Source organism: Tenacibaculum dicentrarchi (assembly GCF_964036635.1).
Classification (GTDB): Bacteria; Bacteroidota; Bacteroidia; order Flavobacteriales; family Flavobacteriaceae; genus Polaribacter; species Polaribacter dicentrarchi.
Genome location: NZ_OZ038524.1, coordinates 780,109 through 806,616 on the forward strand (window position 1 = coordinate 780,109; position 26,508 = coordinate 806,616).

Genomic DNA, 26,508 nt, shown 5'->3' on the forward strand with positions numbered 1-26,508 from the left:
AAAAATGAGCTTAACAGAAGAAGAAAAAAAACAATATAACCGTCATCTTATTTTAGAAAAAATAGGTTCAGCAGGGCAGTTAAAATTAAAAAATGCTAAAGTTTTGGTAATAGGTGCTGGCGGATTAGGCTGTCCTGTATTACAATACTTAACAGCTGCAGGAGTTGGTACAATTGGTATTATTGATGATGATAAAGTTTCGCAAAGTAATTTACAACGTCAAATTTTATATACTGTTGATGATGTTGGATTTTCAAAAGCAGAAACTGCTAAAAATCGATTATCAAAGTTAAACCCGTTTGTTAAGTTTAATGTTTATAAAGAACAATTAACACGATTAAATGCTATTTCATTATTTGAAGAATATGATGTTATTGTAGATGGAAGTGATAATTTTTCAACTCGTTATTTAACAAATGATGCTGCGGTAATAACAAACAAACCGTTAGTATATGGTGCAATTTTTAAGTTTGAAGGACAAGTAAGCGTATTTAATTACAAAGGAAGTGCGAGTTATCGCTGTTTATATCCTACGCCACCAAAACCAGATGAATCACCAAATTGTTCGCAAATAGGTGTTTTAGGTGTTTTACCTGGTATTATAGGTAGTTTACAAGCTAATGAAGCGATTAAAATAATTTGTGAAATAGGCGATGTTTTAGCCAATAAATTATTGATGTATGATACCTTAACAATGCGTCAAATGCTATTGAATTTTGAAAAAACTCCAGAAAAATCAATTACAAAATTAGAAGAAAATTATGATTTTTTCTGTGGAATTATTGAAGCTGATAACGAAATAACATTAGAAGAATTACAAGCTGATTTATTAAAATATAATCTTTTAGATGTTCGTGAAGATTGGGAAAGAGAGCAACACCATATTGGAGGACAGCATATTCGTTTAGTAGATTTACCAGAGCGATTAAATGAAATTGATACCACGAAACCTGTAATTGTGTATTGTAAATCGGGTATTCGAAGTAAAAGAGCTATCTCTTTCTTAGAAGATTCATTAAAAGAAGCTATTTTAATAAATCTTAAAAATGGTTTGAATTAAAAAATTAACACGTATTTACTTTATGAAAAATATAAATACGTGTTAAAAACAACAAATAGGTGATTATTTTCTAATAAAATTTATATATTTAAGGTCTTAAAAAAATCTACGCCTTGAAATTAATCAAACAAAAGAAATTATATTTTTCAGATGAAAAATCAGACAAAGTTTATGAAGTTGACTTATGTGAAAGTCAAGATTTATTTATAGTAAACTTTAGATATGGAAAAAGAGGTGCGAGTTTAAGAGAAGGCACTAAAACTGTTTTTCCTGTATCTTATGAAGAAGCTGAGAAAATCTTTAATAAATTAGTCGGAAGTAAAGAAAAGAAAGGGTATTCAGAAGCAAATTTATCAGAAAAAAAACAAGTTGAAAATCCGAAGAAAGAAGAAAAAAGTACTACACGAAAAGATACTATTTTAAAGTATCTAAATCAAGCTTTAAAAGGAACTTATACCAGAAATTGGAAAGTAGCTAGAATTATAAATAGAGTAGGTGTTTTAAAAATAAAAGAAGCAATACCATTAATCGCTCAATTTATTCATTCATCAGATAAGTTTGAACAGTATAACGCGTTATCAGTATTAATTGATTTTAATGAATCAAATTATGTTGAAGATGCAATTAAAATCTTCAAAAAAGATACTTTTAATACAATTGGAGGAAGAGTTTCCGTAGCTTATATTTTGAAATATGGAAATACTTCGGATATAGAAACGGTACAAAATGAAGCTAGAAAATATATTACAAAAGTAAAATTAGATTCTTTAAAAACACGACTTTTAGCAGAAATTTTAGGAGAGAACCCGAAAAATCCGATGCTATTATTTTATGTTTATATTTATTCCTTTAATAACGAAAAATTAAGATTGGAGTTATTGGAAGTAATAGAAGAAATTCCGTTAAAAGTAGATACTTTTAAATCTGTACGCTATATTTATCGAACAGCTTATGCAACAAATGACACTCAATTTTTTGCTTTAGTATCTAAACGAATTGCTATTAGTAACGGAACTTACAGTTCTGATTTCCCATATATAAATGATGAATATGATTGGGTAGAAGCATCCGAAGAAAAGAAAAAACCAAATCCGAGAATTGCTTTTTCAGGAAAAACCAAAAACTATTTTAATAAAAATACCTATCAGAAAGTATATACTTTAAGTACAGATAATCAAGAAGCATATATTGAATATGCTAAAGAATTATTATGTTCCTTAAATGATAAAGAAGATACTGCTCCTGAAAATAGAACTACCGAATGGGTTTATAATCGAGAAACAGGATATGAACCAGAATTTAGATGTTACCCTAAATATCATCAATTTTTAGCTTTAATGTATATCTTGTATGGAAATTCAACAAGGTTTAAATGTATCGGTAATAAATGGTTTTATATTGATGAACTTACTGATAACAGTATAAGAGAAGATATTTTACCTGCTGTTTGGAATAAAAAACCATCCGAAGTATTGTCTATTCTAGCCAATGCAAAAAGTAGTATTGCAGTTGATTTTTCATTGAAAATTATAAAAGAAAATCCACATTTTTTAGAAAATTTATCCGAAGAAATACTAGCGAAATTAATACGACATTATCATCCGAAGGTATTAAATTTAATAGCTGAGGTTTTAGAACAAAAATATGCGATAGCCCAAGCTCCTGAAGAAATTCTATTGATTTTAGTATCTTCAAGATATAAAAAAGTTGTTGAATTAGGATTAAAATGGTTAGATAAATATGAAAATTCGTATTTATCAAATCCTTCTTTAGTAACAAAATTATTGCTTACTGATGAGGTTTTAATCATCGATTATTTAAGTAATTTATATAAAAATAATGTAGCATATAATATGCCGATTTTTATAGATGATTTAATAACATTGTTTGATGAGCCTTCTACATATACTTCTGAATTTTTAATAGCGGTTAATTATTTAATCGGAAATACATTTTTTGGAAAATTATTAAGTGAAATATCTGCTCAATATATTATCAGTTTATCGGCTTCAAGTTCTATAACAAATCAATTATTTGCAATTAATTTAGCAAAACATAATACTACATCGGTTTATGAACTTTTTAAAGAGAATTATAAAGAATATATTGCCTCAGATGAAGCGATTTTAAGAAGTGCAGGAATTGAAATTTTAGCATATTTTCCTGATGAATTTTTATTGGAAAATAAACAAGATATAATTAAATTTTGTTTTTCAGAACATGAAACCGTTAGAAAAGCAATACAACCGACAATTCGTAAATTAATTCATTTAGATGAAGAATTTAAAGAGTATTTACGTAAAAAATTATTAGCTTATTTAGTAGAAGATGAAACGTATGAAGGTTTACATCAAAATTGTTATAAAACTTTAATACAATTTTATGGAACTCAAATAAATGCAGTATCTGAAGAAGAAATAATAGCATTAATTTTATCAAAACATGAATTTGCACAGAAATTAGGAACGCCACTTTTTGAAAAAAATGTGGATATGAATAATTTAAAAATGTCTAAATTAGTTCGTTTAGCACATAGTGATGTATTTTCTGTAAGAACACAATTACATAATTATTTTAAAAATAACGTAGCCAGAGTAAATTACGAATTAGAAGAAGCATTGCCTATTTTTAATACAAATTGGCAAGATGTTATTGATTGGGCGGATGCTTACTTTAAAACATCTATTGAAGCTAAAAATTGGACAGTACCATTACTATTATATGTGTGTGACCATGTAAAAGAACAAGTACAACTATTAGGTAGAAGCCTAATAACAACTCATTTTTCAGAAGAAAAAGGATTACCATTACTTGTTAGTTTACAAGAGCATCCAACAAAAAATATGCAGTTTTTTGTAACCAATTATTTAGAAGGATATGCATCAGATAATATTAAAGTTATCTTACAATTAGAAGATTATTTTAAAACAACCTTATTTTATATAAATACCAATAGAGCAACAAAAACAAGAGTATATTCTTTTTTAGAAAATCAATCTAAAAAATATAAAGAAATTGCTGAGATGACCGTAAGAGTTTTAACAGCTATTTTAGATACAAAAACTGCCATTGATAAAAATAAAGTTATAGAGATTTTAATTACTATATCTGAAATACATACAGATGTAGAAGTGCCATTATTAATTAAATAAGAATAAGAAAAAGAATGAAGTTTAATTTTAAATATAGTGGTAATAGTAGTGTTAGTAATACCATGGCATCTACAGGAGTAAGTTTTGCTCCTGATACATTAAGAGAGCCTACATATTTTGTAGGAAGCCTAGATAAAAAAATTCCTTTTAGAGAGGCTATTTCAGCTTTACATCATGTAGTAATTGCCGATTTTAATTTTCAACCAAAAGATAATACAGAATACTTAGCTTGGTTAAAAGGTCAGGAAGAGGTATGGATTGCCGAAGCAACAGCTCAATTATCAGGGTTAAAAGAAGATATTAATCATCTTCAAGAAAAATTAAAAAAATTACGCCTAAAAAGAGAAGAAATTACAAAGCCTTTTTATGATGCGCAACGAAAATATTTTAATTATCTATATAAACGAGATTATGCTGCTTGGTTTGTTTTAGACCCCGTAATTACAGTACACCCAGACCAAGTGTTTTTTGAGTGTTTTAGTCAAGATGAATCTGTTTATGGAAAATTATCTTGTGGTTATGATGTTTTTAAAAATATAAATGAGTTTAAATGTGGAACTACAAATATTGATTATTCGAAAGAATTATATAATGAGTTTCAGAAAATAAGAACTTATAAAGAAACAGAGTTTAAAGTAGATCCAACGGGTTTTGATGTAAAAACAACAGGAGAAGATACTTATAGAGAAGTAAAAATTGATTTACCAGATAGTTGGGTTCGTGGTTTTTTACAAGTAAGTAGTGCCATGACAAGTGATAAAGTATCTTTTGATTTGCATCCTGTGGATATTGCTAATTTTATAGCAGTATTAAAAAGACACAAAGAAAAGAAAGGTCCAAGGGCGATAAAATATATATTGAAACCTGGTAAACCTATTATTGCTGTTTTTGAACCTTGGAATATTGAAGTGGCTTGTTTACAATCTATATATAAAGGTGATGAAGAAAAAGAAATAAGAGTTTGGGGAAGAAGAAGAATAACGCTTTTAGAACGATTATTGCCAATTACGACTAAATTCACTGTTCATTTATTGGGTAGCGGTATGCCGTCATTTTATATCGCACATTTGGCAAATGATATGTATTTTACATTAGGATTATCTGGTTGGACAGCTAATGATTGGACGCAAACAACTAATTTAGATTTACTTTCACCTAGAGGACAAGTTCCTGCTACTACCATGCAAACTATTTATTTAGCATTGCGAAAGGATTGGTTAAATACTCCGAGTAATTTAGCTAAAGATTTAGGATTAGATAAAACAATTGTAACACAATCATTACAAACTTTTACACAAGCAGGAAAAGTAGTGTACGATTTAAAGAATAATGTATATCGAATTAGAGAATTAAAAAAAGATGGAATTGATTTAGATAGCTTACGTTTTTCTAATGAAATTGATAAAAAAGCCTATGAACTGATGGAGTCAGGAGCTGTTTCAAATTTAAAAACAGCTATAGATGGTAGTAATATAAACATAAATGCAACAGTAAGTAATAATTATAAAACAAATGTACTTATTAACAACGACCTACAAATTGTTGATGCTAAGTGTGTTTGTAGTTATTATCATCAAAATAAAATGACAAAAGGACCTTGTGAACATATTTTAGCCACAAGAATTGCTTTTGATAAAAAAAATTAATATATTTAAACCCTGGTAGTAATAAGATAACGACCTTGCAATTTGATTGGTGTATCACCAATCTAGCTTACAGACACCGAACGCGTCACTGACTCGAACTTAACTTGTGAAATAGGTACTATAGTGCCATTTCCTGTTATACTTCTTCGAAGTGAAATAGCACTATAGTACCTATTTCACTGGAGTTGTTCAATTCAGTCTTTAGAATTGTACGAAGATATATCTTATTGCTACCTTTTTTTGTTTTATGGATAATTCAGCTACGAGAAAACAAGAGATTTACGACAAAATTAAAGAATCATCAAAACATGAATTTATTCTTTCAGAAATGAAACGATTAGGTTTTTGGGGTGATGATAACGTGAATTTCGATAAAGTAAACGATTTTTTAAAAGAAGAAAATGCTCTATCAGGAGATTTATCAAAACTTTTAAAAAAGGAAAGACTAATAAAAGATACTGATGCTTTTATCGCCAATAAACACAAAGAGCGAAAGAAGTTATCAAAAGAAAAACAAAAAGAAACTAAGCTTAAAAGAGAACAAATCCGTAAGGAAAAAGCGGAAAAATGGCAGCAGACCAAAAAAGAAGATATTACTTATTTAGGTGCTGGTTATTCTCATCAGTTAAACGATACTCAAATAGATGAGGTAAGACTCAAAGAAGCTGGTTTACCAATTTATCATTCGGTAAAAGATTTAGCTGAGGCTATGAAAATTACGGTAAATGAACTTCGGTTTTTAGCTTTTTCAAGAAAAAACTCACAAATTGAACACTACAAACGTTTTAAAGTTGCTAAAAAATCAGGCGGATATCGTTTAATTTCTGCGCCAATGCCTCGATTGAAAAGAGCGCAACACTTTATTTTAGAAAATATTTTAAATAAAGTAATTGTTCATGATAAAGCTCATGGTTGTGTAAAAGAAAGGTCAATTATTAGTAATGCAATGCCTCATTTAAATAAAGCGGTTGTTATTAATCAAGATTTGAAAAACTTTTTTCCATCAGTTACTTATAAAAGAATAAAAGGCGTTTTTAAATCTTTAGGATATTCAGAACAATTAGCAGTTATTTTTTCATTATTATGTTCAGAATCTAAAATTTTAGATATTTCGTTATTAGGTGAAAATTACTTTTCAAAAAGAGGAGAACGTTTTCTACCACAAGGCTCGCCTTGTAGCCCTGCGATAACTAATATTTTATGTCGTAAAATGGATTATCGATTAGATGGTTTAGCTAAAAAATATGGTTTTGATTATTCTAGATATGTTGATGATACTACTTTTTCAGGAAATCATGAACAATTTAAACACATTACAGCAATATTAAAATATTCTAAAAAAATCATATCCGAAGAAAATTTTAATTTACATCCTGATAAGCTTAAAATAATGAAGCGAAATCAACGACAGGAAGTAACAGGTATTGTAGTGAATGAAAAATTGAATATTGATAAAAAATCATTAAAACGTTTTAGAGCATTGTTATATCAAATTGAAAAAGAAGGTATCGCAGGGAAAACATGGAACGGCGGATTGAATGTTTTAGCAGAAATTGATGGATATGCAAATTATATTTATCAAGTAGATAAAGAAAAAGGTGTTAAGTATAAAAGTCAAGTAGCAGATATTTTAAAAGCGCATTCTTATAAAGAAAGTAAAGGAATTTTTAATAAAATAAATTCGTTGTTCAAAAGATAATAGTTTAAAAAAAATCTAAATTTACCAAAAAAGCGTTTTCTTTTTTAATCTTTATTTAGAGCCTGTTTAAAAATCAAATTTTCGTCATGCTGAATTTATTTCAGCATTGCATCAACAGTAGAACTAGGGCAAATCAGAATGCGAACCTGAAATAAATTCAGGTTGACGGATTCGATTTTCTGTTTTTCTGTATAAACTATAAAACGTTTTTTAGATGAAGTTTAAACAAGCTCTTAAGATTAATAAGAAAACGCCTATTAAAAATTATCTAAATTATGGATTTGTTGACCATAAAGAAGCACCTTTTAGCATGGCTCTTCTAGGTAACATTAAACCAGCGACAATTAATTCTGCAAAATCTTCAGGTTGTAACACTTTTTCAATATTTCCGTCAGTAATTCCTAATTCTAACGACATATCCGAAGCAATTGTACTTGGCGTAAGCGTGCAAACACGAATATTATTTTTACGCACCTCTTTCATTAACGATTCTGACATTCCAATAACCGCAAATTTAGAGGCTGAATAGGCTGAGGTTGTCGCATTTCCACTCAAACCAGCAGTCGATGAAATATTAATAATATCACCTTGGTTTTTTTCGATTAAATACGGTAAAACTTCTTTGGTTACATAATACATTCCCATTAAATTGGTTTGTATAATTTGTGTCCAATCTTCAACTTTCATATCGTTAAAAGTTCCAAAAGAAGCGATTCCAGCGTTATTTACTAAAATATCAACTGTTCCAAAAGTGGCAATAATTTCTTTGATTCCTTGTTGAACTTGCTCATAATTTCCGACATCAAAAATGGCATAAGTTGCCTCGATATTGTATGATTTTAATTCGGCAACGGTTTCTTGTAATCGTTTTTCATTTCTACCAGTAATGGCAACGTGTATTCCTTTTTGAGCAAAAGCGATGGCAGTTGCCTTTCCTAATCCTCTACTTCCACCAGTAATGATGGCTTTTTTATTTGTTAATTTTTCCATTTTTATAAACTGTTTGTATAGGTAAAGGTATTGTTTTTTGGAGCTATTTCCCGCTTTCCGCACTCGCTCTTTTTTGAAAAAAGTCAAAAAAGGAGCTCAAACAAATGCTTCAATCGGGGCTAGGCATCGTTACAAAGCTTCATTTTTTCATACTTTATTTTTAACATTAATTAATACGATGGTAATTAGTATAATAAAAATTCCAATAGCTTGTAATACATTAACCTGTTCATTTAGTATTAAAAAAGCACTTAAAACAGAAATAGGTATTTCTAAAGCAGCAATAATACTGGTTAATCCGTTACCAATTACGGGTACACCTTTGCTAAATAATATAGGAGGTAATACAGTACCAAACAACCCTAAAACCATTCCCCATTTTAGTATTTCTACGGAATTTACTTCTTCAATAATTTGAAAATTCCAAAAAATAAGGATTGCTAAAAAACCGCCATATACTAAATACTTACTTCTAGTTAAACTAGGTAATTCTAACGAAATTTTATTGGAAGCATACATTGAAGCGGTATAAAATATAGCCGCAAATAAACCATATATAACGCCTAATAAATTTAAATTGAAATCACTTTCAAAAACTTTTGAAGCTAATAAAGTCCCTAGTAATACCATTATTGAACCTATTATTTTTGCTTTTGAAACAAGTTTTCTATCGATAAAAAACTCTAAAAGGATGCCCATCCAAACTGTTTGCATTAACAGAATAATCCCCACAGAAACAGGAACATATTGTATTGATAAATAATAAAAACTACTGGTAAGCCCTAAAAAAGTACCGAAAAATATTAATTTTAACTTAGGGTATTTTGCTGTTGATATTACTGTTTTGTTTACTGTATTTTTTGTTGAAATAGTTTTTTTTGATGTTACCTTAATAAGAAAAGTAGCGATACTTAAAAAAAGTACGCCAAAAAGATATTGTAAAAAAGTAAGTCCTGCTGTACCAAAATTATTATGATTGGCTAATTTAATAATAGTTGCTAAAATACCATAACTAGCTGCTCCTATAGAAACGAATATCATTCCTTTTAGTTTGTTCATTTTTTTTATTTTAGGTGTAATTTGAAGTAATAAATTTGTATAAAACGTATTTTTTAGTAGGCTTAAAAAAGCGAATTGAAAAAATTATGGTTTTATTAAAAAAGTAAAAACGCATCAATTTGATGCGTTTTTTTAGGTAAAAAAATAGATGTTGTTTATTTTTTAGCTAATTTATTGACAGTTAAGCGGTTTTCACGATTGGCAATTTCCCAAGCTGTATAAAAAACCAAACGCGTTCTGTTTTCTAATAGTTCGTAGTTAATTTTATCGGCAGTATCGGTTGGTTTGTGGTAGTCTTCATGGGTTCCGTTAAAGTAAAAAATAACAGGAATATTATGCTTTGCAAAATTATAATGATCTGAACGATAGTAAAAACGATTTGGGTCATTTTCATCATTATACGTATAATCTAAGGTAATATTGGTGTATTTTTTATTCATAGCCTCAGAGATGTTGTGCAACTCTGTACTCAATTTATCGGCACCAATTAAATAAAGGTAATTAGGTGTTTCTTTGTGTGCTTTGTCAACACGCCCAATCATATCAATATTTAAATCGGTAACGGTATTTTTTAAAGGGAAAATAGGATTTTCGCTATAATATTTTGACCCTAATAAACCTTTTTCTTCACCTGTTACATGTAAAAATAAAACAGAACGTTTAGGTCCTTTACCAGCATCGGCTGCTTTTTTAAAGGCTTCTGCAATTTCTAATATTGCTACTGTACCCGAACCGTCATCATCAGCACCGTTGTAAATTTGTCCGTCTTTAATACCTTCGTGGTCTAAATGTGCCGAAATAATAATAATTTCATCAGGCTTTTCAGAACCTTTAATAAAGGCAAGCACGTTTTCAGAATCTTTTAATACCAGGTCATACCTATTTTTACTTAAAAAAGCACTAGGCACTTCTTGAAAATAATTGGTACCACCTAAAGGTGATTTAATTTGTTGGTTTATATAAAAATCTTTTAAATATTTTACAGCTTTCTTTTGCCCAGGTTCTCCGGTATTTCGTCCTTCAAATTCATCCGAAGCATAGATAAATAAATGCTTTGCTAAATCTTTTGCAGTAATTGTTTTTGCAAATTTATCAGCATGATCTATAGTTTTACCAATTTCGATACTTGCTGTTTCTTTTGTGCTTCCACAGGCTGTAAACACAATTGCACTTGCTATGTAAAGTAATTTTTTCATCAATAAATAAAAGGTTTTTATATGGTTTTTTCGATAACAAAAAATTGCTACCAAATGTCAAATTTAATTATTCTTTATAATGAATTGTTTTAACGTTTTGTTAAAACTGATAAGTTCTTTAGGAAATAGTGAATCAAAAGCATTTTTTTTGATTAACTCTTGCGAATTTCCGCAATAAATTTGTGTATCGGCAAGTAAAATAAATTCGTCGGCAAGTTGAATGGCAATATTTACTTGATGGGTAGAAATAATAATAGTTTTACCTGTTTGTTTGACTAATTTTTTTAACAACGAAAACACTTTAAAGGTGTGATGAATGTCTAAATGAGCAGTTGGCTCATCTAAAATAATAAGGTCGGTATCTTGTGCTAAGGCACGTGCAATAAGAAGGCGTTGTAATTGCCCGTCGCTTAATTGGTAAAAATACTTGTCTTTTAAATGGGTAATATCAGTTTTATCAATTGCCCAATTAATTTTGTCAATATCGTTATGTGTCAAGCTGTCAATCCAATTAGTATAAGGCTGTCTTCCTAATGCTATTAATTCAAATACAGTTAGTTGGCTTTCGGGTAAACGCTCAGTTAAAACCAAACTTAATGTTGTTGCTAATTCTTGAAATGAATAATCTAAAATGTTTTTCTGATTAATTTTAACGTTTCCTTTTAGCGGTTTTTGAACATTAGAAAGCGTACGTAATAAGGTTGATTTTCCTGCGCCATTTTTACCTAAAAGCGCTACAAATTTTCCTTGTTCTATTGTTAAATCAATGCCTGAAAGAACAATATTTTGTTCCTTTTTTGATTGATAACCGATGGCTAAATTCTCAGTCGTAAGCACCGTATTTTTTTTAGAATTTATCAAAATTATACATGTATTTTTTTCTTACGAATTAATAACCAAATTACTACAGGTGCGCCAAATAGCGAGGTGATGGAATTAATAGGCAAGGTAAATTGGCTTGTTGGTAATTGTGCAATTGCATCGCAAATTAATAAAATAATAGCACCAATAAGAGCTGCTGCTGGTAATAATATTTTATGATTTGAGGTAGTAAAAATTATTTTAGCAATATGAGGAATTGCAATACCAATAAAGGCGATAGGTCCTGAAAAAGCCGTAATTACACCTGTTAATAAACTAGTGATTAGCAAAATAGTAGTTCTGCTTTTTTTAATATTAATACCTAAGCTTTTAGCGTAATTTTCGCCTAATAAAAAGCTATTTAAAGGTTTTATAATACTAAAACTAGCTATAATTCCAATGCTATAAATACTAGTAAAAACAGCCAATTCTTGCCATGATAAATTCCCTAAACTTCCAAAGTTCCAAAATAAATATTGTTGAATTTGAGAAGCTTCACTAAAATAAGATAACACGCTAATTACTGCAGAAGTTAACGAGCCAAACATTAAACCTATAACTAAAATAGCCATGGTATTTCGCACTTTATTAGCCGCTATAATTACGGCAGATAAAACCAAAAAAGCACCTAAACTAGCGCCAATAGCCAGCGTCCAATTAGAAGTTGTTATTGAAAACAGCGCAGCACCAAATACCCCTGAGCCTAAAATAAGCAAGGCAACCCCCAAACTTGCACCCGATGAAATTCCTAAAACAAAAGGACCAGCTAACGGATTTCTGAATAAAGTTTGCATTAATAACCCACAAATTGACAAGCCCGAACCTACCATAATTGCCGTAATTGCTTTTGGTAATCGGAAATTTACAATAATGGTTTGCCAACTTTCTTTCGTTGCAGTTCCGCCTGTTAATGCGTTAAAAATATCTTTAAAAGGAATGGAAACCGAGCCTAAACTAATATTTATAAAAAAAACGACAACTAATAAAATCGCTAAGATGACAAAATGTTTGTTGTATTTTTTTGAAGTATTCAATAGTGAATAGAAGTTTAATTTAAGCGTTTGATTTTAAAAATTCCACTAATTTTTGAATAGCTAATCCGCGGTGGCTAATGGCATTTTTTTCTTCGGATGTCATTTGTGCAAACGATTTGTTAAAACCTTGAGGCTTAAAAATAGGATCGTATCCAAAGCCTTTTTCTCCTTGTTTTTCGGTTAAAATATCGCCTTTACAAATTCCGTCAAATAAAAATTGCTGTCCGTTTAAATTTAAACAAATAGAAGTTCTAAATTGTGATTTTCTGTTTTCAGTTTTATTTAATTCAGTTAATATTTTCTCCATATTATTTTCCGAATTAGAAGGTTCACCCGCATAACGTGCCGAATAAACTCCTGGTTGTCCGTTTAAGCTTTCAACTTCTAAACCGGTATCGTCAGCAAAACAATTTAATTTGAAATTATCGGTAATATGGTCTGCTTTTATCTTAGCATTTCCTTCTAAAGTCGCTGCTGTTTCTTCAATATCATCAAAACAATTAATATCTTTTAAAGAAAGTAACTCAATGCTTTTTGGAAGCATTTTTTGTACTTCCGCGAGTTTATTTAAGTTGTTGGTAGCGAAAACAAGTTTCATATAAGTTAAAATTTTAAGTACACAAATGTATTGTTTTTTAAGCAAAAATAACGAAATACAACCCTTGTTATATTTCGTTATTTTTAATAAAAAAGTATAATAAAATTATCCTTTTAATTTATTTAATTCTACTTTTTTTGCTGTTATTTCAGCTTGTATTTTATTTAAACGCTCTTCAATTTTAATAATAATTGCTTTTTTACGTGCAATGCTTTCTTTTGATGTTGTAGGGTCTAATTGTGCTTTATTTAATTTAGATTTCATTCTCTCTAAACCTTCTTTAGCACTAATTAAAATTTCTTGATTAATACTAATATCATCTTCATAATCGCTAATTAAAGTACCTTTTTCTTTAACGATAGATTTTTCCTCAGCTTTAATTTCATTGTCTAATTGTTTTAATTTTTCGGCTTGTAAATGTAAAGCTTCTTGTTCTTTTAAATAGGCAATTTCTTTAGCTTTACGATCTTCTTCTAATTTTATACGAGCTTTTTCTAATTGTTGTTTTCGTAATGCTAATTTAGAAAGTGTATTGTTTGTATTTTGAATTGGTTTTGGCTCTTGAACTTGTGCTGATTTTAATTTTTTTTCAGCTTTGTTATTTTTTTTACTTGCTTCTTTATCTTTCTTTTTAGCTAGTTTTGTTTCAAGAGTTGTTAATACTTCTTTCTGATTATTAATTTGAGCATTTAATTTTGTTAATTTATTTTCTATGTTATTAACAATATTTTCTTTTCTTCGGATATTTTCTTTGGTAGCTTTTTTACTTTTTTTAAAGTTATCTAAATTGCTATTTACACGTTTTAGAGCTTTAATACCACTCATTAAAACAGATTCATTTGCGCTAATTTTATTTTTTTGACTTTTAATTTTTTCTTTTAATATTTTTATATCACTTTGAGCACTTGTTTGTTGTGTTCCTATAATAAAAGTGAAAAATAGAGTAGTTAAAATAATTTTGAATGTATTCATAACGATATTTATTGTTGTTATTTTGGAGGACGGCAAAATTACGGATTTTGAAGCCTAAAAATAGTTTAAAAAGTGTTAAAAAAAATATAATTTAAATAAGTAAAAATCTAATAAAAAGCCACTTACCTATTATTCATGATGATACGGCTCATTACGTAAAATAGTAAAACCACGGTAAATTTGTTCTACAATAAATAAGCGAATCATTTGATGTGAAAAAGTCATTTTTGATAGCGATATTTTTCCTGTCGATTTTTTGTAAATAGCATCAGAAAAGCCATAAGGACCGCCAATAACCAAGACCAATTGTTTGATGCCCGAATTCATTTTTTTCTGTAAATATTGCGAAAATCCAATAGAGGTAAAGTCTTTTCCTTTATCGTCTAACAACACCAATTGATCGGTTGCTTGTAACTTGGCTAAAATTAATTCACCTTCTTTTTCCTTTTGTTGCGATTCACTTAAATTTTTTACATTTTTGATATCGGCAATAATTTCCAATTCAAATTTTACGTAATGTTTTAACCTGTTTTGATAATTATCAATGAGTTGCATTAAATTTTTATCATCGGTTTTACCAATAGCGATTAGTTTTATTTTCATAAGTTGTAAAAGGGTATAAAGAGCTGTTAATTTGAATTAATTTTTGCTGCAAATTTATTTATTTAAACTCATAAAATTCATCAGAAAGAATAATTTAATTCCGTAGGATAAAATCAATCCGTATTTTTACAGGATAATTAAAGAAGACAGAAAAGCATGATATCAAAAGAACAATTTAACAAAGAGCTAAATTTAATAATAACAAATGCGATTCGTGAAGATATTGGCGATGGCGATCACACCTCATTATCATGTATTCCTGCAGATGCTATGGGTAAAGCAAAATTATTGGTAAAAGATCAGGGGATTATTGCAGGAGTTGAATTTGCTAAAATGGTTTTTAACTATGTTGATGCCGATTTGAAAGTAGAAACTTTTATTAACGATGGTGATTCTGTAAAATATGGCGACATTGTTTTTTATGTAACAGGAAAATCGCAATCTATATTAATGGCAGAGCGTGTGGTTTTAAATGCCATGCAACGTATGAGTGCTATTGCTACGAAAACTGCTTTTTTTGCTGATTTATTAAAAGGAACAAACACCAAAGTATTAGATACGCGTAAAACAACGCCTGGAATTCGTGCTATTGAAAAATGGGCGGTAAAAATTGGTGGCGGCGAAAACCATCGATTTGCTTTGTACGACATGGTGATGATTAAAGACAATCATATTGATTTTGCGGGCGGAATTACACAGGCAATTACTAAAACTAAAGAATATTTAGCTGATAAAAAATTAGATATTAAAATTATTGTAGAAGCACGAAGTTTAGAAGAAATCAAAGAAATTTTATCAAATAAAGGCGTGTACAGAATTTTAATCGATAATTTTAATTATGAAGATACTCGCAAGGCAGTTGCTTTAATTGGCGATATTTGTTTAACAGAATCATCAGGAGGAATTAACGAAGAAACCATCCGTAAATATGCCGATTGTGGTGTCGATTTTATTTCATCAGGTGCTTTAACGCATTCGGTTTATAATTTAGATTTAAGTTTAAAAGCAGTAGATTAATTTAATAAAATGTCATTGAAGCAAAAGCAGTAATCTTTTTGTTTGAATTTGTTTCAATGATAAAATAAGTAAAACAATGAAAAAACAGATCATCGTAGCAACAACAATTGCTTTGGCAGTATCTTGTACTACAAACCCAAGCGAAAAAGCTAAAAAAGATACAAACACCGTGAAAACAGAAAATACCATAAATATTGCAAATAATCCTTTGTTGGTTAAAAGCACTTTAGCGTACGGAGCGCCTGATTTTACTAAAATTAAGAACGAGCATTTTATGCCTGCTATTTTAGAGGGTATGAAATTACAGAACCAAGCGATTCAACAAATAATTGCCAATAAAGAAGCGGCAAACTTTAAAAACACCGTTTTAGCTTTAGAGCAAAGTAGCGCAACTTTAGACAACGTTACCGCTGTTTTTTACGGATTAACAGGCGCACATACAAACGATACGCTTAAAAGTATTCAAAAAGAATTAGCACCAAAATTTTCTAAACATTCCGATGATATTTTATTAAATACCCCATTGTTTGCTAAAATTAAAACAGTGTACAATACTTTAGAAACTACTAATTTAGATGCTGAAAGCACACATTTAGTAAAAGAGTATTATAAGAATTTTGTAAAAGCAGGTGCTAATTTATCCGAAGATAAAAAAGCAGTTTTAAAGGATATAAATTCTGAAATAGCAACTTTATCGAACGATTTTGGTAAAAAATTATTAGACGCAAGTAAAAAAGGCGGTGTTATAATTACTGATGTTAAAAAATTAAAAGGTTTTTCTTCGGATAAAATAAAATCATTAGAAAAAAAATCTGATAATACTAAAACTTATGAAATTCAGCTGGTAAATACTACACAGCAGTCATCATTACAAAGTTTAGAAAACAGAGAAGTTCGTAAAGAATTATATGAAAAATCTATTCACAGAGCCGATTCAGGTACTTACGATACCAGTGAATTAGTACAAAAAATGGTTTCTTTAAGAGCTAAAAAAGCGCAAATTTTAGGTTTTGAAAATTATGCAAGTTGGAGTTTGCAAGGAACGATGGCAAAAACACCCGCTAAGGTTTTTGAAATGTTTGAAGGTTTAATTCCAGAATCTTTAGAAAAAGCATCCGAAGAAAAAAAAGAAATTCAGGCTGAAATGAACAAGCAAGTTAAAGGAGCAACTTTAGCAGCTTATGATTGGAATCATTATGCCGAAAAAGTACGCAAATCAAAATATAATTTAAATGAAGATGAAATAAAACCCTATTTCGAAATGACCACCGTTTTAGAAAAAGGAGTGTTTTATGCCGCTACAAAATTATACGGAATTACCTTTAAAAAACGTACCGATTTACCAGTTTATCATAAAGATGTTGTTGTGTATGAAGTTTTTGAAGAAGACGGAAGCAAGTTAGGTTTATTTTATGGTGATTTCTTTGCCAGAGATAGTAAACGTGGTGGTGCGTGGATGAGTTCTTTTGTAAAACAATCAAAATTACGTAATCAAAAACCTGTAATTTATAACGTATGTAATTCACCAAAACCAGCCAAAGGAGAACCTGCTTTAATTAGTTTTGATGAGGTTGAAACAATGTTTCATGAATTTGGACACGCATTACACGGATTATTCGGAAATCAAAAATATGCTTCTATTTCAGGTACAAGTACCGCTAGAGATTTTGTAGAATTTCCTTCTCAATTTAATGAAAACTGGTCTACACATCCAGCTATTTTAAATAATTATGCAGTACATTATAAAACAGGAAAAGTAATTCCTGCTGAGTTATTGAAAAAAATTAAAGATGCAGGAACTTTTAATCAAGGATATTCAATGATTGAAAATTTAGCATCGTCGAGCTTAGATATGAAATGGCACACGGTTTCTGCAAGTACTAAAATTGAAGATGTAGCAAATTTTGAAGAAGCTGCCTTAACTGAAATGAAATTAAAACTTGCCGAAATTCCACCAAGATACCGCTCTACCTATTTTGCACATATTTTTAGCGGCGGATATGGCGCTGGATATTATTCATATTTATGGACAGAAATGCTAAGCCACGATGCCTACGCTTGGTTTAAAGACAATGGATTATTAACACGTGAAAACGGGCAAAAATTCCGTGAGCAAGTTTTATCAAAAGGAAACACGATGGATTATGCAAAAATGTATCAAAATTTTGCAGGAAGAAACCCAGAGGCTACACCAATGTTAAAAGCAAGAGGTTTAAAGTAGTAAAAAACCGAATTTTGAATCTAAATTTAGTTTAGGTTTGTACTCTAATATATAAAAATGTTGTGTTTATAGTTCGCTATATACACAACATTTTATTTTTAATAATACTACTATTTTAAGGGCTATAATTTATGAGTTCCTTTAGTTTTTTAATGCTTTTATCTCTTAAAACGATTGTATCTTTGTTATTATAAAAATTGTTATAATTAGATTTTAAATAATGACAAAATCAATAGAAACTAAGCTAAAAAAAATACCTATAATTAATTTATTGGTTCTTTTTTTTAAGGAAATTAAAATTCCAGGATTACAAGGGATGTCTTTGTACGATTTGTTTGAAATGTACGTTATTGGTATTGTAAAAGGTGCATTAACAACAAGAGCTGGAGGAATTGCATTTAGTTTTTTTATGGCTGTTTTTCCGTTTATGCTTTTTATATTATCGCTTATTCCGTATATTCCTATTGATGGATTTCAAGAAAATCTCTTCGGGTTAATTCAAGAAATGTTACCTCCAAAAACTTTTGATGCCGTAGATATGGTACTAAAAGATATTATTAATAATCAATATGGAGGTTTGTTATCTTTTGGTTTTTTGGCTTCTATTTTTTTAATGACAAATGGTGTAAATGCTATTTTTGGTGGCTTTGAATATTCATATCATGTAAAAGAAATGAGAAGTGTTTTTAAAGCATATTTTATTTCATTAGGTGTTTCATTATTGATGTCATTTTTTTTAATTATAACGGTTGTATTAATTATTTTATATCAAGTTGCTTTAGCTAGAATAGACCAAAATGGTTGGTTTCATCCTGATGATTTAGATTTGTTTTATTGGGGTAGGGGCTTATTCTTTTTAATTATGATTTTTACTATTGTTTCCTTATTATTTCGTTTTGGTACAACTCAAGGAAAGGAAATTAAATTCTTTTCACCAGGTGCAATATTAACAACTGTTTTGTCGCTTCTTTCATTTTATGCTTTCGGAATTTATGTGGTAGAGTTTTCTACTTATAATCAGTTATATGGCTCCATTGGAGCACTCTTAATTTTAATGCTTTTTATTTGGATAAATGCCATTATTTTATTGTTAGGTTTTGAATTAAACGCATCAATTTACCGATTAAAACGCAGCCATAAAACTTCGTAAATTAGCTATAAATTCAGATATTTGCATTTAAAGTGGATTTTAGTATTTTTTTAATCCTTAATTTTATCATCAATTATGAAACCATCAATTCCAAAAGGAACAAGAGATTTTTCATCAACAGAAGTTGCGAAAAGAAATTATATATTTAATACCATAAAACATTCGTTTGAAAACTTCGGATTTCAACCTATTGAAACGCCAAGTTTTGAAAACTCATCAACCTTAATGGGGAAATATGGCGAAGAAGGAGATCGCTTAATTTTTAAAATTTTAAATTCTGGCGATTATCTAAAAAAGGCTGATGAAAAATTATTGTCTGAAAAAAATAGCCAAAAAATAACAGCTCAAATATCAGAAAAAGCTTTACGTTACGATTTAACAGTGCCATTTGCACGTTATGTAGTACAGCATCAAAATGATATTACGTTTCCTTTTAAAAGATATCAAATTCAACCTGTTTGGAGAGCTGACCGTCCGCAAAAAGGACGTTTCAGAGAGTTTTATCAATGTGATGCCGATGTTGTAGGAAGTAAATCATTATTACAAGAAGTTGAATTTATTCAATTATACGATACTGTTTTTAGTAAGTTAGGTTTAAACGGTGCGACTATCAAAATTAATAATCGTAAAATATTATCTGGAATTGCTGAAGTTATTGGTGCAAAAGATAAATTAATAGATTTTACAGTAGCTTTAGATAAGTTAGATAAAATAGGAAAAGAAGGTGTTGTAAAAGAAATGCTTGAAAAAGAAATTTCACAAGATGCCATTGAAAAAGTAGCGCCGTTATTTAGTTTTTCAGGAACTAATCAAGATAAATTAAGTTCTTTAAGTGCGATGTTAGAAGCATCCGAAGAAGGTTTAGCAGGGGTAGAAGAATTGCGTACTGTTGCAAATATGATTGAAGAAATTGGTTTATCATCAGCAAGTTTAGAGTTGGACGTAACTTTAGCACGTGGTTTAAATTATTATACGGGTGCAATTTATGAAGTTGCTGCACCTAAGGAAGTAAAAATGGGCTCTATCGGTGGTGGAGGTCGTTACGATGATTTAACAGGGATTTTTGGTTTAAAAGATGTTTCTGGAGTTGGAATTTCTTTCGGATTAGACAGAATTTACTTGGTGATGGAAGAATTAAACTTGTTTGAAGCAGTTGAATTACCAAAACCAAGAGTATTATTTTTAAATTTTAATGAATCGGATAATTTATCAAAAATAAAAGCGATTAAAAATTTAAGAGAAAATAATATAAAATCAGAATTATATCCTGATACCGCAACGAGTAATAAACAACAAAAGAAACAATGGAAATATGTTGGAAGTAGAGGCATAGAATTTGTAGTTACTGATGTTGAGAAAGATGTATTTGTCTTAAAAAATATGACAAACGGAGAGCAAACTACTTGTTCTTTAGATGAATTGAAAAAAATAATACAGTAAATTAATTACAATGTTGTAAATTTACAGCCTAATAAAAGAAAGAAATGTTTGAAGTGAACAGCAACGAAATGAATGAAGATAGAATCGATGATATAGGAGATAATCATGTAGGAACCTCGGCTAAAAATCCTTTAAGAGATGATGCTTTTGATTTATCTGACCAAGAAAAAATAGCTAAAATCCAAGAAAGTGTTAAAGATATTTTGGAAACCTTAGGAATGGATTTAACCGATGATAGCATGCAAGGAACGCCAAAACGTGTTGCAAAATCATTTGTGAATGAAATTTTTATGGGATTGAATCCTGCAAATATGCCAAAAGCATCTACTTTCGAAAATAATTATAATTATGGCGAAATGTTGGTGGAGAAGAATATCGTTGTATATTCTACTTGCGAGCATCACTTATTGCCAATTATAGGACGTGCGCATGTGGCGTATATTTCTGGCGGAAGAGTTATAGGTTTATCAAAAATGAATCGTCTTGTTGAATATTTTTCAAAAAGACCACAAGTACAAGAGCGTTTAACCATGCAAATTGTACAAGCAATGCAAGAAGCTTTAGGAACGCAAGACGTAGCCTGTGTTATTGATGCAAAGCATTTGTGTGTAAATTCAAGAGGAATAAAAGATATTGAAAGCTCAACGGTTACTGCTGAGTTTGGCGGTAAGTTTAAAAATAAAGAAACAAAGCGTGAGTTTTTAGATTATTTAAAAATGAATACTGATTTTAATTAATAGTACTATTAATTATATATTTTATAAAACGGACAACTTTAAAGTTGTCCGTTTTTTCGTGTAAAAAAGGGTAGGTTACTCTAAATAAAGAATAAAGACAAAGCTTTAAATTAACAATTGAATTTTTCAATTACCTGATAATCAAGATTGTTAACATTTAGTTTAATTTGATATATTCTTATTTTACAGTGGCATTACGCTAGCGTATCTTTTAATAGGTGTTTTCTTAACGTTCATAATTGTACATATGGTCAAATTATAATTTAATTTGAATTGTAATTTTTAACAATTGTAAAACGTAAGTAAATGAATAATTTTAAGCTTTTTGTAAGCATATTGCTAGGTGTTTTTATTAGTAGCACAATTTTAGCACAATCTTCTACTATTTCAGGAGTAATTAGCGATGGTAGCTATCCGTTACCAGGTGCAAGTGTAGTGTTAGAAGGAACTACTACTGGAGCAGATACCGATTTTGATGGTAAATTTGAACTGAATAAAGTAAGTTTTGAAAAAGTAACTTTAAAAATATCTTTTATAGGATATCAAGAAAAAAGAGTACAGGTCTCTTTAAGTAAAGGAGCGCATAAAAAGCTAGGAACAATTGTTTTAAAACAGTTAGAACAGCAATTAGATGAGGTTGTAATTACGGCTTTAGGAATTAAAAAAGAAGAAAAGGCTTTAGGATATTCTGTATCAAATTTAAAAGCAGCAGAACTGAATCAGGCAAAGGAAACAAATTTAGTAAATGCTTTAAATGGTAAAATTGCAGGTGTTCAAATTACCAACGGATCTACAGGTGTAGGTTCAACATCAAGAGTTGTAATACGTGGAGAAGCCTCTTTAACATCAACAGCTAATGGTCCTTTATTTGTGGTTGATGGAATCCCAATTCATAACAATACTATTTTTGGTACAGGTCAAAATACGGGTGGAAATGAAATGCAAGAGGTCGATTATGGTAATGGTGCTTCTGAAATTGACCCTGATAATGTAGCGAATATTAGTGTGTTAAAAGGTGCAAATGCGGCAGCTTTATACGGTTCTCGTGGTTCTAACGGAGTCATATTAATAACCACTAAAACAGCAAGACGAAATAAAGGTTTAACCGTTACGGTAAATACTGGTACAACAATCGAAAAAGCGTTGAGGTTGCCAAAATATCAAAATAAATACGGGCAAGGATGGGCAGGAAAGTTTAAATATGCCGATGGATTAGCGAATGATTTAGGTATAAATGATCAGGAAGATGTTTCTTGGGGGCCAGAGGCAAATGGTCAATTAGTTACTCAGTTTGACAGCCCAACAACATCGGGAGTAAGAGCTGGAGATATATTCGTAAGAGGCTGGGTTAGGGATGCTAATGGAAAAATTATATCGCCAACAACAATGCCGAACGATATTATTGCAACACCATTTGTAGCAAGACCAAATAATGTAGAAAATTTTTATAAAACAGGGTTTACAACTACTTTTAGTACCGCAATAGGGTTTGGAGCAGATAAATCAGACTTTTTATTTAGTTTTGGTTCTTTAGACAATCAAGGAATTATTCCTAATACAGGCTTAAAAAGAAAATCATACCGAATAAATGGAAGTGTTAATCTAACCGATAAGTTAAAAATTTCGTTAAAATCAAACTATATAAAATCAAGTAGTGATAATCGCCCAAGTTCAGGATATGGTTCAGAATCGGCAATGTATATGTTTACCTGGTACGGACGAACAGTAAATACATCGGCTTTAAAAAATTATTGGCAAAAAGGCTATGAAGGTTTAGAGCAGTACAACTATAATTATGCTTGGCACGATAATCCTTATTTTATGCTCAATGAAAATACCAATGCTTTTAATAAGCACAGGCTTTTAGGAAATATCCAATTAGAGTATCAATTATTGAAAAATTTGAAGTTTCAAGCAAAAACGGGAATGGATTATTATGCCGATAAAAGAGCCTCAAAAAGAGCTTATAGTACGCAACGGTTTTTAAAAGGAGCTTATAAAGATGAAAGAGTTGATTTTACAGAGGTAAATACCGATTTTTTATTTTCTTATGATAAAAAAATAAATGATGCTTGGAATGTTGATGTAAATTTTGGAGGAAATCAAATGAAGCAAGAAATTAACTTTTTATCGAGCATGGCAAATGGTTTGGTTATTCCAGGGCTTTATAATCTTCAAAATTCTATATCGGACGTAGTAACAACGCAATATAAAGAAGAAAAAGAAATTAATAGTTTATACGGTACGCTAGGTATTGGGTATAAAAATAAAGTTTTTGTAGATGTAACAGCAAGAAACGATTGGTCTTCTACATTACCAGCAAAAAACAATTCATATTTTTATCCATCGGCATCTGTAAGTTTATTGATTGATAAAATTTTTGAAATGCCTGAAGCTTTTAGTTTCTTTAAAATTAGAGGTTCTTTCGCCCAGGTTGGTAATGATACGTCTGCGTATAATTTAAAAACACCATATTCATACCAAACACCCTATGCAGGAAATAAAACATTAAGTAGAAGTTCGGTATTATTAAATGAAAATTTAAAGCCAGAAATGAGTACTTCTTATGAGTTTGGAACAGATTTAAGAATGTTTAATGGAGCTGTAGGAGTCGATTTTACCTATTATAAATCTACTTCTGAAGATCAAATTATGTCGGTTCCAATTACCAATACAGTAGGGTATAGCGCACAAATAATCAATGCGGGTAAAATTGAAAATAAAGGAATTGAGGCTTTGTTAACGATAAAACCTATCCGCAATGAAAATTTTGCTTGGACAACCAGTTTAAACTTTTCTAAAAACCAAGGAACAGTCGTTGAGTTAACAGAAAATATGGACGTTTTAACCATGGCATATGCTTCGGTATATGGTGCGGAAACTTCAAAAGTTTTTATACAGGCAAGAAAAGGAGAGAAGTTAGGAAATATGTACGGAAGAAAATTCGAACGCCATAACGGAAAAATAGTTTACAAAGACGGTAAGCCAGTTGTAAATGATAAGTTACAATTACTAGGAAACTATAATCCAGATTTTTCTTTAGGATTTAAAAATAGTTTCAAATATAAAAACTTTGATTTATCTGTTTTAATGGATTGGAAACAAGGTGGAACAATTATTTCAAGAACAAAACAAATAGCGGCGTATGCTGGAAATTTAGATGTTTCTGAAAATAGAAATAATTATCAAGATATTGTACCTGATGGCGTAAAGAAAGTAGGGGGTGAGTATGTTGCTTTAACCGATGCCGATGCAATAGGTTGGTGGAGTTATTACAAACCGTTGTACAATAGAAAAAATCAACAAGAAACAGGGATTGTAGATGCCACTTATGTAAAATTAAGAGAAATAAAATTTGGCTATAATGTTCCTGCTTATTTGATTAAAAAATTAGGAATGGAATCTTTAAAAGTATCTATAGTAGGTAGAAATTTAGGATTATGGACACCATCGTCAAACCCTCATTTTGATCCAGAAACTTTAGCAATGCAAGGCGCAAATGTTGTTCCAGGAATCGAGGATGTATCGTATCCATCATCAAAAAGTTACGGAATCAATTTTTTATTCAAATTTTAATTAAAGAAACTTAGAAAACTTAGAAAATATGAAAGTTACTAAAATATTTAAAGGATTCATAGTCCTTGCAGTTGCAACCTTTATTTCTTGTGATGATTTTGGCGATATTAATATAAACCCAAATGAACCAACTACTGCCCAGGCAACTTATTTACTAACCAATGCAATTTATACGGTAGGAAATCAAACGACTAGCGGTGGTTTTACCTACGCAAGTATTTTAATGCAAGAGCAAGGTAAGTCTGACTTTAATGTAATAGATCAATATAAAATTGATGCCAATAATTCACTTTGGATTACCGATAACAGGCTTTTAGGAGATATGAATGACGTTTTAAATGAGCAAAAAACGAATGCCTCAATGAAGGCTGTTGCCAAAATAATGAAGGCTTTTATTGGCGCGCAATTAACCGATTTATATGGTCCGATTCCTTTTTTTGAAGCAGGTGATAAAAATAATTTAACACCAAAATACGATAAACAAAAGGATATTTACACGGCTTCAAATGGTGTTTTGCAATTACTTTCTCAGGCTGTGAGTACTTTATCAAAAGATAAATCATCAATAACAGGAGATGTAATGTTTGCGGGAAATAAAAATGCTTGGATAAAATTTGCAAATGTTTTAAGATTGCGTTATTTGCTTAGGATTAGTGATAAATACCCCAATGCGGCTGCTCAAATAAATCAGATTGTAGCCTCAGGAGATATTTTTAAATCGAATGCCGATAATGCTATTTTACCATTTACTTCAGCACCAAATAATTGGTATTTATCAACAGCAAGAGAAGGCGATTTTAAAATTTTAAACATTACAACGACTATTTTAAAAATGTTAACCGACAGAGAAGACCCTCGAATTTCTTTTTATTATAAGCCAAACGCGTCAAATTCCTATGTCGGAATAACACCAGGTTCAAATGATAGATCGGGTAATTATACTGGTTTATCGGATAATTTAAGAGCTAGCAATGTATTAGATATGGTTTTTGCAAGCTATTTTGAGCAGGAGTTTATTTTATCCGAAGCAGCAAGCAAAGGTTTTATCGATAGCTCAAAAGCGAAGTTACATTATGAAAATGCGGTAAAAGCAAATTTTGAATATAGAAATATCGAAATTCCTTCGGATTATTTAACTGCAACATCAAAAGGAGCCTTTAAAGGAACCGTAGAAAATATTATAACACAAAAATACTTGGCAAATATTATGTCGGGTTATGAATCTTGGTTTGATTATCGAAGAACAGGGCTTCCTGTTTTAACAGCAGCGCTTAATAATACAAATTCAGATAAAATACCAGTGCGATTTAAATATCCATCGGAAGAAACTTTTACCAATAAAGTAAATAATATAGCAGCGCTTTCTTGGTTAGGAGAAAATAATTATAACGCTAAATCTTGGTGGGATAAATAAAAGAATAAAATAAATTTTAAAGACAAACCAAACCTGTTGTGATTATTGTTTTGCAAAGCAATTACAGCAGGTTTTTTTAATAT

At 30.0% G+C, this 26,508-nt stretch carries 19 protein-coding genes; 11 read left to right on the forward strand and 8 right to left on the reverse strand.

Features of this window, described 5'->3' with window-relative positions:
• Positions 1–4: 4 nt before the first annotated feature.
• The 4 genes from moeB to ABNT14_RS03535 all read left to right on the forward strand — a co-directional run bounded on the left by moeB (position 5) and on the right by ABNT14_RS03535 (position 7,557).
• Entirely contained in the window at positions 5–1,060 is a 1,056-nt protein-coding gene (gene moeB, locus ABNT14_RS03520; RefSeq protein ID WP_101903678.1) for a molybdopterin-synthase adenylyltransferase MoeB, read from the forward strand.
• Between the two features lie 113 nt (positions 1,061–1,173).
• Positions 1,174–4,212: a WGR domain-containing protein gene (locus ABNT14_RS03525; protein ID WP_101903619.1), complete on the forward strand. Its 3,039-nt coding sequence runs from the start codon at positions 1,174–1,176 to the stop codon at positions 4,210–4,212.
• A 14-nt stretch (positions 4,213–4,226) separates the two neighbouring features.
• Positions 4,227–5,858 carry an SWIM zinc finger family protein gene (locus ABNT14_RS03530; protein ID WP_101903618.1) on the forward strand — a complete coding sequence of 544 codons (1,632 nt, stop codon included), beginning with the start codon at positions 4,227–4,229 and terminating at the stop codon, positions 5,856–5,858.
• A gap of 247 nt (positions 5,859–6,105) precedes the next feature.
• On the forward strand, positions 6,106–7,557 hold the full coding sequence (locus ABNT14_RS03535) for a reverse transcriptase family protein (RefSeq protein ID WP_101903617.1): 1,452 nt from the start codon (positions 6,106–6,108) through the stop codon (positions 7,555–7,557).
• Between the two features lie 273 nt (positions 7,558–7,830).
• On the opposite strand, the gene ABNT14_RS03540 is transcribed toward ABNT14_RS03535, so the two are convergent.
• The 8 genes from ABNT14_RS03540 to rlmH form a co-directional block, all read right to left on the reverse strand.
• Positions 7,831–8,547, reverse strand: coding sequence for a 3-ketoacyl-ACP reductase (locus ABNT14_RS03540; protein ID WP_101903616.1), 717 nt, complete (start codon positions 8,545–8,547; stop codon positions 7,831–7,833).
• Positions 8,548–8,694: 147 nt separating this feature from the next.
• Positions 8,695–9,606: an EamA family transporter gene (locus ABNT14_RS03545; protein WP_101903615.1), complete on the reverse strand. Its 912-nt coding sequence runs from the start codon at positions 9,604–9,606 to the stop codon at positions 8,695–8,697.
• A 155-nt stretch (positions 9,607–9,761) separates the two neighbouring features.
• Positions 9,762–10,802 carry a M28 family metallopeptidase gene (locus tag ABNT14_RS03550; RefSeq protein ID WP_200809389.1) on the reverse strand — a complete coding sequence of 347 codons (1,041 nt, stop codon included), beginning with the start codon at positions 10,800–10,802 and terminating at the stop codon, positions 9,762–9,764.
• Between the two features lie 63 nt (positions 10,803–10,865).
• Complete coding sequence (locus ABNT14_RS03555; protein WP_101903613.1) at positions 10,866–11,663, reverse strand: ABC transporter ATP-binding protein; 798 nt, start codon at positions 11,661–11,663, stop codon at positions 10,866–10,868.
• Positions 11,664–11,665: 2 nt separating this feature from the next.
• Positions 11,666–12,697 (reverse strand): FecCD family ABC transporter permease, encoded by a 1,032-nt coding sequence (locus tag ABNT14_RS03560; protein ID WP_101903612.1) that lies wholly within the window; start codon positions 12,695–12,697, stop codon positions 11,666–11,668.
• Positions 12,698–12,716: 19 nt separating this feature from the next.
• Entirely contained in the window at positions 12,717–13,295 is a 579-nt protein-coding gene (locus ABNT14_RS03565; protein ID WP_101903611.1) for a non-canonical purine NTP diphosphatase, read from the reverse strand.
• Positions 13,296–13,400: 105 nt separating this feature from the next.
• Positions 13,401–14,267: a hypothetical protein gene (locus tag ABNT14_RS03570; protein WP_101903610.1), complete on the reverse strand. Its 867-nt coding sequence runs from the start codon at positions 14,265–14,267 to the stop codon at positions 13,401–13,403.
• 129 nt (positions 14,268–14,396) lie between these two features.
• On the reverse strand, positions 14,397–14,870 hold the full coding sequence (gene rlmH, locus ABNT14_RS03575) for a 23S rRNA (pseudouridine(1915)-N(3))-methyltransferase RlmH (protein WP_058884700.1): 474 nt from the start codon (positions 14,868–14,870) through the stop codon (positions 14,397–14,399).
• A 156-nt stretch (positions 14,871–15,026) separates the two neighbouring features.
• Between rlmH and nadC the strand changes: the two genes are divergently transcribed.
• From nadC to ABNT14_RS03610, 7 genes are all read left to right on the forward strand, one after another.
• Entirely contained in the window at positions 15,027–15,887 is an 861-nt protein-coding gene (gene nadC / locus ABNT14_RS03580; protein WP_101903609.1) for a carboxylating nicotinate-nucleotide diphosphorylase, read from the forward strand.
• Positions 15,888–15,963: 76 nt separating this feature from the next.
• The gene (locus ABNT14_RS03585) at positions 15,964–18,108 is read left to right on the forward strand and encodes a M3 family metallopeptidase (protein WP_101903608.1); all 2,145 of its coding nucleotides are present in this window, start codon (positions 15,964–15,966) and stop codon (positions 18,106–18,108) included.
• Positions 18,109–18,328: 220 nt separating this feature from the next.
• Positions 18,329–19,258, forward strand: a complete 930-nt coding sequence (locus tag ABNT14_RS03590) for a YihY/virulence factor BrkB family protein (protein ID WP_101903607.1) — start codon at positions 18,329–18,331, stop codon at positions 19,256–19,258.
• Positions 19,259–19,333: 75 nt separating this feature from the next.
• Positions 19,334–20,698 (forward strand): histidine--tRNA ligase, encoded by a 1,365-nt coding sequence (gene hisS, locus ABNT14_RS03595; protein ID WP_101903606.1) that lies wholly within the window; start codon positions 19,334–19,336, stop codon positions 20,696–20,698.
• 44 nt (positions 20,699–20,742) lie between these two features.
• Positions 20,743–21,435, forward strand: coding sequence for a GTP cyclohydrolase I FolE (gene folE / locus ABNT14_RS03600; protein ID WP_101903605.1), 693 nt, complete (start codon positions 20,743–20,745; stop codon positions 21,433–21,435).
• Between the two features lie 306 nt (positions 21,436–21,741).
• The gene (locus ABNT14_RS03605) at positions 21,742–25,011 is read left to right on the forward strand and encodes a SusC/RagA family TonB-linked outer membrane protein (protein WP_101903604.1); all 3,270 of its coding nucleotides are present in this window, start codon (positions 21,742–21,744) and stop codon (positions 25,009–25,011) included.
• A gap of 28 nt (positions 25,012–25,039) precedes the next feature.
• Entirely contained in the window at positions 25,040–26,425 is a 1,386-nt protein-coding gene (locus ABNT14_RS03610; RefSeq protein ID WP_101903603.1) for a SusD/RagB family nutrient-binding outer membrane lipoprotein, read from the forward strand.
• The last annotated feature ends 83 nt before the right edge of the window (positions 26,426–26,508 follow it).

What these genes read in the sequence shown, in the direction of transcription:
- moeB (WP_101903678.1), top strand. Translation starts at nt 5, where the DNA reads ATGAGCTTAACAGAAGAAGAAAAAAAACAATATAACCGTCATCTTATT.
- ABNT14_RS03530 (WP_101903618.1), top strand. Translation starts at nt 4,227, where the DNA reads ATGAAGTTTAATTTTAAATATAGTGGTAATAGTAGTGTTAGTAATACC.
- ABNT14_RS03535 (WP_101903617.1), top strand. Translation starts at nt 6,106, where the DNA reads ATGGATAATTCAGCTACGAGAAAACAAGAGATTTACGACAAAATTAAA.
- ABNT14_RS03540 (WP_101903616.1), bottom strand. Translation starts at nt 8,547, where the DNA reads ATGGAAAAATTAACAAATAAAAAAGCCATCATTACTGGTGGAAGTAGA.
- ABNT14_RS03545 (WP_101903615.1), bottom strand. Translation starts at nt 9,606, where the DNA reads ATGAACAAACTAAAAGGAATGATATTCGTTTCTATAGGAGCAGCTAGT.
- ABNT14_RS03550 (WP_200809389.1), bottom strand. Translation starts at nt 10,802, where the DNA reads ATGAAAAAATTACTTTACATAGCAAGTGCAATTGTGTTTACAGCCTGT.
- ABNT14_RS03565 (WP_101903611.1), bottom strand. Translation starts at nt 13,295, where the DNA reads ATGAAACTTGTTTTCGCTACCAACAACTTAAATAAACTCGCGGAAGTA.
- ABNT14_RS03570 (WP_101903610.1), bottom strand. Translation starts at nt 14,267, where the DNA reads ATGAATACATTCAAAATTATTTTAACTACTCTATTTTTCACTTTTATT.
- rlmH (WP_058884700.1), bottom strand. Translation starts at nt 14,870, where the DNA reads ATGAAAATAAAACTAATCGCTATTGGTAAAACCGATGATAAAAATTTA.
- nadC (WP_101903609.1), top strand. Translation starts at nt 15,027, where the DNA reads ATGATATCAAAAGAACAATTTAACAAAGAGCTAAATTTAATAATAACA.
- ABNT14_RS03585 (WP_101903608.1), top strand. Translation starts at nt 15,964, where the DNA reads ATGAAAAAACAGATCATCGTAGCAACAACAATTGCTTTGGCAGTATCT.
- ABNT14_RS03590 (WP_101903607.1), top strand. Translation starts at nt 18,329, where the DNA reads ATGACAAAATCAATAGAAACTAAGCTAAAAAAAATACCTATAATTAAT.
- hisS (WP_101903606.1), top strand. Translation starts at nt 19,334, where the DNA reads ATGAAACCATCAATTCCAAAAGGAACAAGAGATTTTTCATCAACAGAA.
- folE (WP_101903605.1), top strand. Translation starts at nt 20,743, where the DNA reads ATGTTTGAAGTGAACAGCAACGAAATGAATGAAGATAGAATCGATGAT.
- ABNT14_RS03605 (WP_101903604.1), top strand. Translation starts at nt 21,742, where the DNA reads ATGAATAATTTTAAGCTTTTTGTAAGCATATTGCTAGGTGTTTTTATT.
- ABNT14_RS03610 (WP_101903603.1), top strand. Translation starts at nt 25,040, where the DNA reads ATGAAAGTTACTAAAATATTTAAAGGATTCATAGTCCTTGCAGTTGCA.